This is a genomic window from Rhodocyclaceae bacterium (genome assembly GCA_020248265.1).
Taxonomy (GTDB): Bacteria; Pseudomonadota; Gammaproteobacteria; order Burkholderiales; family CAIKXV01; genus CAIKXV01.
Genome location: JADCHX010000018.1, coordinates 97028 through 111188, shown reverse-complemented (window position 1 = coordinate 111188; position 14161 = coordinate 97028). Strand labels below are relative to the sequence as shown.

The 14161-nt window shown below is 67.0% G+C and carries 7 protein-coding genes; 6 read left to right on the top strand and 1 reads right to left on the bottom strand.

What is annotated here, in order from left to right; translation table 11 throughout:
* Positions 1 to 334 precede the first annotated feature (334 nt).
* The 5 genes from ING98_16065 to ING98_16045 all read left to right on the top strand — a co-directional run bounded on the left by ING98_16065 (position 335) and on the right by ING98_16045 (position 4463).
* The gene (locus ING98_16065) at positions 335 to 541 is read left to right on the top strand and encodes a hypothetical protein (protein ID MCA3103382.1); all 207 of its coding nucleotides are present in this window, start codon (positions 335 to 337) and stop codon (positions 539 to 541) included.
* 72 nt (positions 542 to 613) lie between these two features.
* Entirely contained in the window at positions 614 to 1009 is a 396-nt protein-coding gene (locus ING98_16060) for an MAPEG family protein (GenBank protein ID MCA3103381.1), read from the top strand.
* A 396-nt stretch (positions 1010 to 1405) separates the two neighbouring features.
* Complete coding sequence (locus ING98_16055; GenBank protein ID MCA3103380.1) at positions 1406 to 2509, top strand: class I SAM-dependent methyltransferase; 1104 nt, start codon at positions 1406 to 1408, stop codon at positions 2507 to 2509.
* An 86-nt stretch (positions 2510 to 2595) separates the two neighbouring features.
* Positions 2596 to 3540, top strand: a complete 945-nt coding sequence (locus ING98_16050) for an esterase family protein (GenBank protein ID MCA3103379.1) — start codon at positions 2596 to 2598, stop codon at positions 3538 to 3540.
* Between the two features lie 215 nt (positions 3541 to 3755).
* Positions 3756 to 4463, top strand: a complete 708-nt coding sequence (locus ING98_16045) for an N-formylglutamate amidohydrolase (GenBank protein MCA3103378.1) — start codon at positions 3756 to 3758, stop codon at positions 4461 to 4463.
* Positions 4464 to 4705: 242 nt separating this feature from the next.
* On the opposite strand, the gene ING98_16040 is transcribed toward ING98_16045, so the two are convergent.
* A complete protein-coding gene (locus ING98_16040; GenBank protein ID MCA3103377.1) occupies positions 4706 to 4891 on the bottom strand; it encodes a hypothetical protein in 186 nt (61 codons plus the stop codon).
* Between the two features lie 161 nt (positions 4892 to 5052).
* On the opposite strand from ING98_16040, the gene ING98_16035 reads away from it, so the two are divergent.
* Positions 5053 to 14142 carry a DUF4347 domain-containing protein gene (locus ING98_16035; protein ID MCA3103376.1) on the top strand — a complete coding sequence of 3030 codons (9090 nt, stop codon included), beginning with the start codon at positions 5053 to 5055 and terminating at the stop codon, positions 14140 to 14142.
* The last annotated feature ends 19 nt before the right edge of the window (positions 14143 to 14161 follow it).

Genomic DNA, 14161 nt, shown 5'->3' with positions numbered 1-14161 from the left:
GTGGCGACTATTCTGCCTCGTGCACAACATTGAGAAACTGGCCAGATGCGCGTTACAGTGACGGTTCGCGGGGCAGCATGCCCCCACAGAGCGATCCATAGCGCTTGCAGAAGGCGGAAATGGAAACTTGGAAGCCAGACGGCGTGAAACGCCAATCGATCACATCACCCCGGCTCGCCAGCGGCGCCGCCCGGGTTTTTGCACGGCTTCGTCAGGCAGAATAGGCACTCAGGCGCCCGTCCAGGTGCGCGTCCTCTTCGGTCGAGGTACGCTGTTGCCAATCGGATGAGATCTGCCGACGCAGTGCTGCTTGCGCAAATGGAGGAGCCCTGAGATGACGACTGCCAGGATTCTGCTTGTCCTCGGTGCCGCGCTGGTAGCAGCCTGCGGTGCCGAAGTAGCCACCACGGCTGCAACCGCTTCGAAATTGCAAGCAGTGCAGGCCGAACAGGCCAAAGCTCAGGAAGAACTAGTCAGAAAGAAGCTGGACGAGGCGATGAAGGCTGGCGAAGCTGCTGCTTCAGCCGCGGGCAACCAATAGGGAACTTTGGGACGGTAGTATTCGCGCAAGCTCTTTCAAGGGCTCTGTCACCCCCTTTCCTCAGGATTCAACATGCCCCTCGTCGACATCGTTGCGCTGCTCGCGCTCCTCCAGTTCTTCGTGTTCGCTGGCTTGGTCGGGCGCGCACGCGGCAAGTACGGGGTAAACGCGCCCTCTGTCACCGGACATGAGATGTTCGAGCGCGCCTATCGGGTGCAGATGAACACCCTCGAGTTGCTGATGCTTTTCCTGCCTTCACTCTACATCGCAGCCGGCTACTGGCCTGGTGGCTATGTCGCGGCCTGCGGTGGGGTCTACGTGGTCGGGCGCATTGTCTACCAGCAGGCGTACATGTCCGATCCGGCCAGGCGTGGCCCCGGTTTCCTGCTGAGTATCGGGCCTTGTCTCATCCTGCTCATCGCTGGCCTGGTCGGTGCAGCCCTTGCAGTCTCACGCGGCACCGCCTGAAAGAGCGGCGCGCCGCCCATGTATCTGCGTTCTGACAACGGCCCGGAGTTCGTGTGCAATGCAACAGCGATCGGCCACACTCGAGCCTTGGTTATCGCACGCGCTTCGAGTTCAAGCAGCAGTTACAGCAGTTCACCCCACCCAAAACGGATCACGCCATTGTCAACTAATCAGTGGTCGGAAAAAACCCGGCAGGTCAGTGCGACAGTGGACAGGAATACATCAGCGGAGAGCTACAGGCTTGGGGCAGAAAGCGCTTGATCAAGATCGGATGTATCCAGCCCGGGAAGCCGTAGCCGCGCATGTCGAGAGATTCAACCGGACTGCGCAACACCCTTCGAGTGATTGATGAGTGGCTAGCGGTGTCGGGGTGCGCTCACCGGCGATAATCCACCCATGAAACCAGACGAAACAGCGGGCCCGACGTCCGATCAGGATGCAGCGCATAGCCGGGAGCCGAAACCGGACAACGCCTCTGCGCTGACGGCGTCCGGCGCGACAGCCGACGTCACGGCCTTTGCCAACCGGTTGCGCAAGAATCTCGCGCACTGGCACAAGTGGGCGCGACGGCGCGGCATCACGTGTTTCCGCATATACGGACGTGACGTGCCGCAGTTTCCCTTTGCCATCGACTGGTTCGACACGGTTTCGCCACGCTCCGAAACGCACCTGCATGTCCAGGAAATCGATACCGGCTGGCAGCGCAGCGATGCGGACTACACCGCCTGGCTGACCGCCGTGTGCGACAGCATCTGCGAGGTGTGCGGCGTGCCAGCGGCGCGACTGCACCTGAAGCGCCGCGAGCGACAGCGCGGGACGTCGCAGTACGAGAAGCTCGATGGCGAGGAGGCCGAAGTGTTCGTCGTGGAGGAGGCCGGTCTCCGGTTCGAGGTCAACTTCGATGCCTATCTGGATGCCGGGCTGTTCCTCGATCACCGGCCCATGCGCGCCATGGTGGCCGAGCGTATCGCCGCGCGAGCACGGCACGGCGCCGGCACGCGCTTCCTGAACCTGTTCGCCTATACCGGCAGTTTCACCGTGCATGCCGCGCGCGCAGGCGCTGGCACGTCGACCACGGTGGATCTGTCCAGAACCTACCAGGCATGGACCGCACGCAACCTTGCCCTGAACGGCATCGACGCCCGCCGGCATCAGCTGGTGTGTGCCGATGCGCTGGCGTGGCTGGACTCGGCGGTGGCCGCGCGCGAGCGCTTCGACGTCATCGTGCTCGACCCCCCATCGTTCTCGAATTCGAAGAAGATGTCGGGCGTGCTGGATGTGCAGCGTGACCACGTTCGGCTGGTGAGCCAGTGTCATGCCTTGCTGGCCGACGGCGGCGAACTGTTCTTCTCCACCAACCTGCGTTCATTCAAGATCGACGCGGAACTGGTACAGCAATGCGCGCTGCGCGAGATCACCCGCAAGAGCGTCCCGGAGGATTTTCGTCGTCCGAGCGGTGCGGAGCCGCATCGGGCCTGGCAGGCAGAACGGATGGGATGATGAACCCTGGTATCCATCCAAGGCCGGGACGCGCCCCCTGGCTTATCGGTCAAGCGCCGACTCACCACTCAACTTCACGAGCGCCGATGCGTTCATTCTTCCTCTTCATTGCGTGCGTCCTGGTCGCACTCGTTCCTCTTCGCACGGCGCATTCGTCAGCGGGCGTTGCCGACCTGACTTTGCCATGGGTGACCGGCGAGGCCAGAGTGCCGCGCGTCGTATTCCGCACGTTCGACAGCAAGACTATCGGCGGGAAGGTGAGTTATCACGCCTACATTCCGGCGGCCTACGGCAGGTCGGAAGCCCGCTTGCCGGTGCTTTACTGGTTGCACGGGACGGACGGAGGGATTGATGGCATTCGTCCGAGCGCCAAAGTATTTGACGACGCGATCGAAGCAGGCAAGGTGCCGGCGATGATCGTGGTGTTCGTGAACGGCTTGCCCCGTCGCCTCTGGGCCGACTCGAAGGACGGGTCGTCGCCGGTCGAGAGGGTGTTCATCACGGAAGTCGTCCCCGATGTGGACAAGACCTTCCGGACGATCGCCACGCGCGAGGGCCGGATTCTCGAAGGGTTCAGCATGGGCGGATACGGCGCGGCACGGCTGGGATTCAAGTACCCGAGCCTCTTCGCGGGGATCTCGATCCTGGCGGGTGGGCCGTTCGATCTGGAGTTGCGAGGGCCCCGAGCGCAACGGAACCCGCTACTCCGAGAGCAACTGCTTCGCGAAGTGTGCGGGAATGACCCCGATTACTTCAAGGCAATCAGCCCGTGGTTCATCGCCGAAGGAGCTGCAGCAGCCTTGCGCGACCAGAAGACAGCCATCCGGCACGTCGTCGGCGCCCGGGATGACACACGCGATCTCAATCGTCAGTTCCACGAGCGGATGGCCAGGCTGCGAATCCCGCATGATTACTCCGAGTTGCCTGATGTCGGTCACGACGCTCGGGCTCTGCTCATGGCGCTTGGCGACAGAAACGGCGAGTTCTATCGGCGGGCGCTGGGGTACGCCAGATCCGAGGCGACGAAATGAACGTTTCCGGATTGGCGCGAACATCAGGCGCCCGGAGCGACCCCAGGCGGACAGGTGCGCCTGGACGAGTTTGCGTGTCGAGCGCTTGGCCTGGTCGCTTCGACGCTCGGGCAACACCCGTGCATCGTCCCCGTCGGTCCTTCGCTGTCCTCCTGTCCCTGTGGCTTCTGGCAGGGCTTCTTCCAGCCGTTGCGCACGCCTACGACGCATCCGCGGTGTTCGATGCGAAGGCAGGATCCCTGCCGCTGTTGCTCACCGTTCCCCACGACGGCGCGGAGTTCCTCGGGCTGTTTCCGCACCGGACGAAGGGTGTGACGGTTCGTGACGTTGGCACCCGGGAACTGGCCGAGCGGGTCGCCGATCACCTGGAGAAGCAGACCGGCCGTCGCCCGTATCTCGTCATAGCCAGGGTGAGCCGGAGGCAGATGGATCTGAATCGTGCCGAGGTCGACGCCGTCGAGTCCGCTGGATTGCTTCCTGCATACCGGGCCTACCACGAGCAGGTCGCGGCCTACGTCGCCGAGTTGCGCGCGAGGTTCCCGGCCGGCGCGCTGCTGATCGATGTGCACGGGCAGTCCTACGAGCCAGCCACGACGTTTCGCGGAACCCGGGCGGGGCTCACGGCCAGTCGACTGGTGGCAGGCTTCGGCCCTGGCGCGCTCCAGGGCAGCAACAGCATCATCGGCATCCTCGCCGCCAGAGGGTACGGCGTGAACCCGTTGCCTGAAGCGCCAACCTTGCGCGAGGAGGCCAGATTCGCCGGCGGTCATACGGTGTTCACATACGGAAGCCACCGACCGGACGGCATCGATGCGATCCAACTCGAATTCGGCCGGCAGCATCGGGTCGACGCCCGGCTGCCCGAAGACCTGGCCTCGGCCATCGTGGGTTTCATGAAGCACCACGACCTTGTAGCGCAGTGATGCGCGGACATTCGCCCGGTCGGCGCCTTCACCGTGTCATCATTCGGCATTGCCACATTCCGGAACCCGACGTGCAGATACGCCCAACGCCCCTTACCGCTGCGCTTGCCGGTTCTCCGCTTGCAGCTTGGGCTGGTAGCGACAGCAACGTTCACTGATCCCGAACGCCACGCAGACCAGCGTGATCGGCATCGCTTTCTCGGCGACCGCTCGAGCGGCCATTTCACGCCACTGAGATAGCCTCAGCACTTTTTTGTAATGGCCTCCGCGAAGACCTCTGCCTTGAGTCTCTCGTCCAAGTACATCTTCTTCAAGAACGTCGCCGCTCTCGAGCCCGTCTCCCGGCACATAGCCGGGACCGCCTCGCCGCCTTTGGTGCGCTTCAACACCGCCATGATCTGGCTGTCGGTGAAGCTGGCCTTCCTCATGCAGAACTTTCTGCTTGGCGTGAGAATTTCACCTCTGGACCCTGAGGATTTCGGAGCCGGCTTAGCAGATCCACTATAATTTCGCTATGAATAAAAGCCGTTTTGTTGGGGTTCAGCCTGAAAAAAGCACCCTCCCGACCGGACATGCAGGTGTGTCGCATATGGGCCATGTCCTGCGCCCGGCGCAGCACCGGTTCGCCCTGGAGCCGCGGCAGATGTTCGACGCTGCGGCCGCGGCCGACATGTTCCAGGCTGCCCACGCACCGGCCGCCGGCATGGATGCGCCACGCGAAGCCAGCACGGGCGAGGCGCCGCAGCTGCCGGCCGCACCGTCCCCTGAGGCGGCAGCTGCGCCAGCGCGAGCGTCCGAGGGCAGGGTCGTCTATGTGATCGATGCCGCAGTACGCGATGCGTCCGTCCTCGAGGGTGCGATCCCCGACGGCGCCACCGTGCTGCATCTGGCACCCGGTGTGTCCGGAATGGACCAGCTGGCCACTGCGCTGGCCTCTCTGGGTGACATCGGCGCGCTGCACCTGATCAGCCACGGCGCACAGGGCCAGTTCACGCTGGGCGGAGACACGCTCGATGTGGCGACCCTCGAGGCTTTCCAGTCGCAGTGGACCGCCGTGGCCGCGGCCCTGCGCCCAGGCGCGGACATCCTGCTCTATGGCTGCCGCATTGCCGCCGACGGCGGGCTGCTGGTCGAGCAGCTTGCACGGATGACCGGCGCGGATGTCGCGGCATCGATCGACGATACAGGCGCCATTGCCCGAGGCGGCGACTGGGTACTCGAGGCCGGTGCAGGCGAGGTGACGACGACGGTCCTGTCCGTGGTGGGATATGGTTGGGTGTTGGCCGCCCCCGACCTGACAGCACCTGCCGGGATCGTTGTCGTGGGCGAGAACACCGGTGGCACGGTGGGTGGTGGCATCACGGTCGGTGGGACCGGCACCGACGTGCTGGAGGCGACGGCTTCGGTCACCGCGGGCAAGGGTACGCTCTCCTTCGGCGCTTTGCCCGTCGGGGTGACGATCGTCTCGGGCAGCGGCACCGACGCCATCGTCTTCCAGGGTACGGCGACCGTCCTGCAGACTGCGCTGCAGGCGCTGCGCTACAGCTATGTCGGCACCTCCGAGACGGGTGACTCCGATACCCTCGCGCTGTCGGTGACCAACCAGACCACCGGTGGCACGGCGACGCTCGCCGGCGGCCGGGCGATCACCGTCCAGCCTCAGAACGATGTGCCGACCGTGGTGCCGCCGACCTTTCCGGATGGTGCCAGTCTGCTGACCGTCGCCGAGCGCGGCAGCGTCGCGTTCGCCGCGCCGGGTGTGCCGGGCGGCATCGGCGCCTCCCAGGTCAACCTGGGGTTGCTCGATTCCGACAGCACGACGCGCCAGGTGATCCTGAAGATCACCGCGCTGCCCACCCTCGGACGCCTCACCTACAACAGCCTGGAAATCGCCGCGGGCCAGACCCTGTCGATATCGGACATCGGCCTGCTGCGCTACCAGCATAATGGCGGGCAGGTGCTGGCCGACACCCAGGACAGCTTCCGCATAAACGTCGATGATGGCGCGGGCGGGCTGGTGACCAATGTGCTCGTGCCGGTGAAGCTCACGCCGGTCAACGACAAGCCCAGCGCAGCCGGCACGATCACGTTGATCGAGGGCGAGACTGGCGTGCCGCTGCGTGGCGGCAGCCTGCCGGCGCCGCTGGGTGGCGGCAGCCGTGGCAGCCTGACGATCACCGACCCGGACCAGGCGTCGGGCGTGCCCTTCACGGTGGACATCACCAGCCTGCCGGCGCGGGGCGTGCTGCGCTACAACGGCGCCGATGTGACGGCCGGGCAGATGATCGCGAGTTTCGATGCCGCGCTGCTCACCTACAGCCACGACGGCAGCGAGACCACCAGCGACAGCTTCACGATCCGGGTCACCGATGACGGTGGCGGCGCCGGAGTCGCGGCGCGGCTCACGTCTGATGTCCAGACCATCGCACTGTCGATCGTGCCCAACAACGACGATCCGACGTTGCCGGTCAATACCGGCGTGACCCTGGGCACTGGCCAGGCGGCGACCGGGCCTGAGGTCACGCTCACCCGGGCCATGCTGCAGGCGGCCGATGTCGACTCGCCCGACGATCGCCTGACCTACACGCTGACCGGCCTGCCGGCCAATGGTTACCTGACCTCCACCGACTTCCTCGGCACCTACCTGCCGGTGGGCTTTGCCTTCAAGCAGAGCGAACTGGACGCCGGCAAGATCCGCTTCGTGGCCACCAGCACCGCGCCCTTCGTCACCGATTTCGATTTCACGCTGACCGACAGCAGCGTCCGGCTGTGGCCCTCACCGCAGCGCGAGGGCGGGCTGTACGCTAACGAGACAACCACCACGCTGGAGCAGCGCAGCTTCCGCATCCAGTCCACGGGCTTGCCCGACGGCGGCGGTGGCCCCGCCCAGCCGGCCACGTCCGCTCCGGTGAACCGGCCCCCGGTCATCATCGATGACAGCCTGAGCCTCGGACCGGCACTTATCGCCGAGGGGCAGACGATCAGCCTGACCACCACGCAGCTCTCGGTCACCGATCCGGACAATATCGCCGAGGAGCTGGTCTACCGGGTCAGCAGCCTGCCGCAGCGCGGACAGCTTCTGTTGAACGGCGTGCCGCTCGTACCGTCGGGCGCGTTCACCCAGGCCGATGTCGATGCGGGGCGGGTGCAATACCGGCACGACGGTGGCGAACGGTTCACCGATGGTTTCACGTTCACGGTTTCCGACGGCGAAATCACGACTGCGGCAACCACCTTCTCGATCGACGTCAAGCCGCAGAACGATACACCCTCGGGCAGCGTCGGGGCTGTCCGGGTCCTCGAGGGCGGCTCGGTCCCGGTGTCGGTGTCATTGAGCGATCCTGACAATGCCGTTGACACCGATCGTACCGACGGCTATGCAGAGGACAACACGCTCACCTTCCTGGTGGTGAGCCTGCCCGATGCGCTCACTGGCGAACTGCTCCTGAACGGGGTGCCACTGAGCGAGGGTGCCATCCTCACCCAGGCGCAGGCGAGCAGCGCGCTCAGCTACCGGCACCTGGGAGATGAGCGCTACACCGACAGCTTCGTGCTGCGGCCGCTCGACGATCGGGGCGTGACCACCGCCGGGCAGCCCGCGGGCAACCCGACCAACCAGCCCAGCGCCGGCGCAGATGTCACCGTGAACATCAGCGTGCTGCCGGTCAACGATGCCCCGGCTTTCGCCGGCAAGCGCGAGGGCGTGGTGGGCGAGGGCGAGTCGATCGTCATCCAGGGTGCAGCGTCGTACACGGGCGGATTGACCGGTGTCACCGGGAGCGGTACACCGGTGGCCCCTGGCAGCGGCGCGTACCTGTCGTACGCCGACAGCGACAACGCTACCGACCAACGCCAGTACCGCATCACGACGGCGCCCCAGAACGGCACGATCCGGCTCAGCGGACAGGTGCTGGGCGCAGGGTCGGTGTTCACCCAGGCCGACCTCGATGCCGGACGCATCCAGTACGTGCACGACGGCTCGGAAACCGCTGCCGATTTCTTCGAATATGTCGTGAGCGATGGCGATTGGCAGGCGAACGAGACCACGGCCTTCGCCCAAGGTACGGCGACCACTGCGGGGCGCTTCAACTTCGTGATCAGCGGCACCAACGACGCGCCGGCCATCGCCGGGCCGACGGGGCCGATCAACATCGACAGTACGATCCCGGCCAACAACTCGGTTGCTGGTTTCGTGGTGAGCGACATCGATCTCACCGCCGGCATCGGGCTGGCCGAGGTAGACTTTGTGCAGGTGACGCTGCGCCTGCTCGATTCCACCGGCGCGCCGATCACGAACTACGCGACCGGCTTCGCGGGGGGCGGGGTGAGCATCGCGATCGCCGCAGGGTCCGGTGCCACCGTGACCCGATCCGGTACCAACGACATCGCGCAGTTCCAGGGCAGCCGCGCGCAGGTCAATGCAGCGCTGGCCGGTCTCACCGTCACCTTCGTCAATGACTGCGACCTGGTTTATCGGCTGCAGGTGATCGTCGATGACCGGTTGCGCGATGGCGCGGGCGTGCTGGATACCTCGGGCAGCGACGCCAACGGGGGTGAACTCAACCAGGGGCAGTTGCCCGGCAGCGCGGCCACCCCGGTGCCTGGCACGGTCTTCGACTGGGCCACGGCCGTCGACGTGCCTGCGAATGACCCGAACATCGTGGCGCGTACCGTCGATCTGCGTGCGTCGCACACCAACGATGCAGCCACCTTCACTGCACCAGCGGCCGCGACGGTCGACGAGGATGTGCGCACCCGCGTGACGGGTGCCTTCGCCGTGAGCGATCCCGAGTCTGCCGCCTTCGGTACGCCGGTGGCCGTGACGCTGTCGGTGCCCACGGGCAGCTTCGGCACGCTGGGCATCGGCACGGCTGCGGTCGACACCAGTCTCACGCCTTCGGGCGGGCAGGCTGTCACGATCACCGGTGACAATACGCGCCAGATCACGCTGACCGGCCGCGCCGCCGATATCCAGGCGCTGCTCAACGGCCGCAACTTTGCCAACGACGCGGGCGATGCCACGGGCGGGCTGTTCTACACGACGGCGTCCGACGTCAACCACGACCTTAACGGCGTGGCCGCAGGTGATGTCACGGTGTCCGGTACCTTCTCCGACTCCACCTCCGGCATCGGCGGCGACGTGGGCGCCGGCAGTGTCGCCAACAACCCGGCGGATGTCGCGACCGCAGTGACGATCACTGCGGTCAACGATGCGCCGAGCGTGGCCATGCCCGGCGCGGCGCTGGCCGTGTCGGGCACGACGCCGATCCCCCTCACTGGCGTGACGGTGGCGGACGTGGATGCGAACGATGGCTATGCGGACGGCGAGACCGACGGTACGGTGCAGGTGCTGGTGCGTCTGTTGCTGCCGGGCGGCGATCCGCTGGCGGCCTCAGCCTATGCCAGCGGTTCCGGTCTGGGCATCACGCTCGACACCACCGCAACCGGTCATGGCGCCACGGTAGATGCCGCGCTCGGCGGCATCTACGCACCGGTCGAACTGCGCGGCACGCTCGTGCAGGTGAATGCCTGGCTGGCCGGATTGCGTGTGACCTTCGGAAGCCTGGGCAACTCCAACGTCGACCAGACCTATTCGATCGAGGTCGTGGCCGATGACCGGCTGCGTAATGGAGCGGGCGCGCTGGCCAGTGGCGCGAACGGTGGCGCCACCAATCAGCAGCCACTGCTGCCGACGGTGCCGCTCACCGACACCTTCGACGCCTATTTGAGCACGGTCTCGACCTACAACGTTTACAACGTGGTGCGCGCCACGCGGTCGGTGTTCGTGTCCTCGATCAACGACCCGGGTTCGATCAGCGCGAACAACGTCACCGTCGCGGAGGCTTCCGCCACCCTCGTGCTCAACGCCGGCAACGCGAACATCACGATCGCCGATCCGGACGACAACGGCGCGAACATTCTCACGGCGACGGTGACGCTGCCCGCCGGTTCCGGACTGGTGTTCAGCGCGGTCGGGGGTAGCGTTGTCGATGTGAGCGGTGTGAGCGGTGTGGGTACAGCCCAGCTCACTCTCACCGGCGCCGAGGCGCAACTGAATGCGTGGCTGCAGGCGCTGACGGTGGCCTTCCCGGACCCGGCGGGTGATGCGCGCGCCGAGGACTGGAACGGGACCTTCACCGTCACCGTGGTCTACAACGACGCGGGCAATACCGGCACGCGGCCGTCGGGCATTCCGGGCGATACCGGCAACCCCGCGGCGAACCCCGGCGACTTCAGCTATGCCGACGGGTCCAGCGCGGCGCTGGTGACCACGCGTACCTTCACGGTCACGGTGACCGCGGTCAACGACGCGCCGGTACGGCTGACCGATTCGATCACGCTGCCTGCCGTCGACGAGGATTCCCCCGGCGGCGCCGGGGCCACTCCGCCCGGCGCCACGGTGTCGACCCTGTTCGGGTCAGCCTTCTCGGATGCCTTCGACCAGATCGACCGCGCCGTGACCCGCGGAAGCGTGGCCAATGCGTTCGCCGGCATTGCCATCACCGGCAACGCCGCGAGCGGCGCCCAGGGGGCCTGGCAGTACTCCGGCGATGGCAGCAACTGGACGGCGCTGCCCGCGGTCAGCGAGACCTCGGCGCTGCAACTGCGGTCTGGCGATCTTCTGCGCTTCGTGCCGGCGGCGCACTTCCACGGCACGCCCGGCGCGCTGACCGCACGGCTGGTGGATGCCAGCGGCCCGGCGCTCGTGACAGGTTCGACGGTGGACGTCTCCGGCGCGCTCTCCGGGGGGATCACCCGTTATTCGGACAGCGCGAACGCGGTCACGCTGACCACCACGGTGTCCCCGATCAACGACCGTCCGACGGCGGCGAGCACCGCGCTGGCGGCGACCTTCGAGGACAACGCGAACCCGACCGGCGCGGCGCTGGCCGCGCTCGGCTTCGGCTACGGTGACGCCTTCGACAACCGCACCGGCATCGCGGGCGGCGGCAATACCGCCACTGCACTGGGCAGTTACGCGATCGTCGGCAATGCCGCGAGCGTAGCCGGCGAAGGCCGCTGGCAGTTCAGCACCGGCGGCGCATGGACCGATGTGGGCACGGTGAGCGACACGGCCGCCGTGGTGCTGCCCACCAGTGCCAGCCTGCGGTTCCTGCCGGCAGCGAATTTCAACGGCACGCCGGGTGAGCTCTCGCTCAGGCTGGCCGACAGCGTGCAGGCCGCCGCCACGGGCGTGAATCTCACCGGCAGCGTGGGCCTGACCGGCACCTGGTCTCTGCCGGTGGCGCTCTCCACCAGCGTCGACCCGCGCAACGACGCGCCGGTGCTTGCCGGCACCGTCAACGCCACGTTCACCGAAGGCAGCCCTGCCGTGGCGCTGCTGAGCGGCGCCACGGCCTCGGACATCGATCTGCCCGGCGTGGTCACCTTCGGTGGCGGGCGCATCACGGTCGCGCTGGATACCTGGCGCGCTGGCGACGTGCTGAGCCTTGCGGGCAGTCCGGCCGGGGTGGCCAGTACCAGCGGCGGTAATGGCGCCTCGCTCGTCGTGCAGTTGAGCACGGCGGCGACGCCGGCGACGATCGGCACGATCCTCGGTGCGCTGCGCTACGAGAACACCAGCAACGACCCGGCGGGCCATCTGCTCGGCCCGGACGATCTCGACCGTACCTATACGGTGTTGCTCAACGACGGCAACAACGTCAACGGTACGGCCAATGCCGGCGGCAATGGCGGCGGCGACCCGACACTGAACTCGAATGTCCTGGCGGGTGTCATCACGGTGGTACCGGTCAACGATCCGCCGGTGGCGACCGACGATACCGCTACGTTGACCGAAGACACGGCGTCGGTGTCGGGCAACGTGAAGACCGGCGTCGGCGGTACGCTGGACACCGACCCCGACCATCCGAACGCGGAGCTGTTCGTCAGCGGCATCCGCGCCGGGGCGGTGGAGGGTGCCGGCGCTGCAGGCGTCGTCGGCGGCGCGGCGCTGACAGGCCAGTACGGCAGGCTGTCCATCGTGGCCGTAGGAGGCTACACCTATACCCTCGATCGCACACATCCCGCGGTCAATGGGCTCGCCAATGGGCAGTCGCTGGTCGAATCGTTCAACTATACGATCTCCGACCCCGCTGGTGGGCAGGACACGGCGGTCCTCGCGATCACCATCACCGGGGTCACTGACGGCAGCCCTTCGATCAGTGCGGTCGACGGCAATGGTGCGGCGGCCGGCCAGGCGACGGTATACGAATCCGGGCTCACACTCGACGGGCCGCCCGGGCAGTCGCGCACCGCAAGCGGCGAGCTTACGGTATCGGCGCCGGAAGGCCTCGCCACGGTGAGCATCGGTGGCACGGTCTTCACGGTCGCGCAGCTCGCGGGCTACTCCGCGCTGTCGCCCTCGGCGGCGATCGTCACCGCCGCCGGTTCACTGCGCGTGACCGGCTTCGTCGTGGTGTCGGGTGCCGACGCCGCGCCGACCTCGGCGCGGGTGCTCTTCAGCTACACCCTGGATGCCGCACAACTGCAGTCGGGCGGCAGCGAGAGCCTCGATACGCTGGCGCTCCGGGCCGTCGATGCCTCCAGCGCGGCGGCGAGCGGCTCGGGCGCGCTGGGCGTGGCCATCATCGATGACCTGGCTGCGGCGCGTGCCGACAGCGTCGTGGTGGTAGCCGGCACCACGGCGGCTGCCCTGCAGGTGGCGGGCAACGTGGTGACCAGGGCGGCAGCCGGCGATGCCAGCGATCGCGTTGGCGCCGATGCGGTGGCTGCGCCGGTGACCGCACTGTCGGCCGGGGGTGTCGCCGTTACGCCGGGTACTGCGCTGGCCGGGCTTTATGGACGCCTTGAAATGGCGGCCTCGGGCGCGTATGTGTACCGCGCCGACGCCGCCAACCCGGCGGTCGCCGCGCTCGGTCCGGGCCGCACGCTGGTCGAGGTGTTCGACTACACCATCACCGATGCCGACGGCGACACCAGCAGCACGACCCTGAGCATCACCCTGCGCGGGGACGCAGTGCCACTGCCGGCGCCGGGCACGGACCGGTCGGTGGAGGGTGACCGGCGCGATCCGTTCCGTCCGTTCGACATGCGCCGATCGGTCAACCTGCCGATGGAGCCTTCCCTGCATGTGCAGAATGCAGTGCGCGCGACGGCGGCCGGAACCCTCGAGCACGGTCGCCTGATCCAGGGTCTGGCATTGCCTCCGGGCAGTGAAATCCACAGCGACAGCCTGTCTATCCCCGACTCGATGGATCCGACCGAGCATGTGTCGCACGATGGCGTACGCTACTCGCGACAACTGCTGGCCGATGGCCAGGAGCGTCCCGGGTCGCTGGGCAATGCCTACGTCGTCGGTAACCAGAGTCTGTTCGACTCGTTCACTCCGTTCGGCCTGCGCGAGGCTATCGCCGCTGCGCCCGAAGAAGCCGTCCGGGTCGCCCGCGACGAACCGCTGCCGGTTGCGGATCGGTCATGGCAAGCCGAAGAGGGCCCTGGTGCGAACGCCGTGGCGCAGGAGGGGACGAACGCTACGCGCGCCGTGACGCTGGGGCCGCCGGCGCCCTGGACGGGCTTCACCCAGCAGTTGCGCCAGGTGGCGCTCGAGCGCGCGCTGGTGCGCGAAGGGCAGTCGTCGCCGACGCTGCCGCGCGTGGTGCACGCGCCGGCGGCAGCTACAACGGAAGGTGCGCGTACCCTTGCGCGCGCCGGTTGAGAGACACGAGGTACGTCAG

Excerpts from the sequence above, each read along its gene's own strand:
- ING98_16065 (MCA3103382.1), top strand. The coding sequence starts at position 335 with ATGACGACTGCCAGGATTCTGCTTGTCCTCGGTGCCGCGCTGGTAGCA.
- ING98_16060 (MCA3103381.1), top strand. The coding sequence starts at position 614 with ATGCCCCTCGTCGACATCGTTGCGCTGCTCGCGCTCCTCCAGTTCTTC.
- ING98_16055 (MCA3103380.1), top strand. The coding sequence starts at position 1,406 with ATGAAACCAGACGAAACAGCGGGCCCGACGTCCGATCAGGATGCAGCG.
- ING98_16050 (MCA3103379.1), top strand. The coding sequence starts at position 2,596 with ATGCGTTCATTCTTCCTCTTCATTGCGTGCGTCCTGGTCGCACTCGTT.
- ING98_16040 (MCA3103377.1), bottom strand. The coding sequence starts at position 4,891 with ATGAGGAAGGCCAGCTTCACCGACAGCCAGATCATGGCGGTGTTGAAG.
- ING98_16035 (MCA3103376.1), top strand. The coding sequence starts at position 5,053 with ATGGGCCATGTCCTGCGCCCGGCGCAGCACCGGTTCGCCCTGGAGCCG.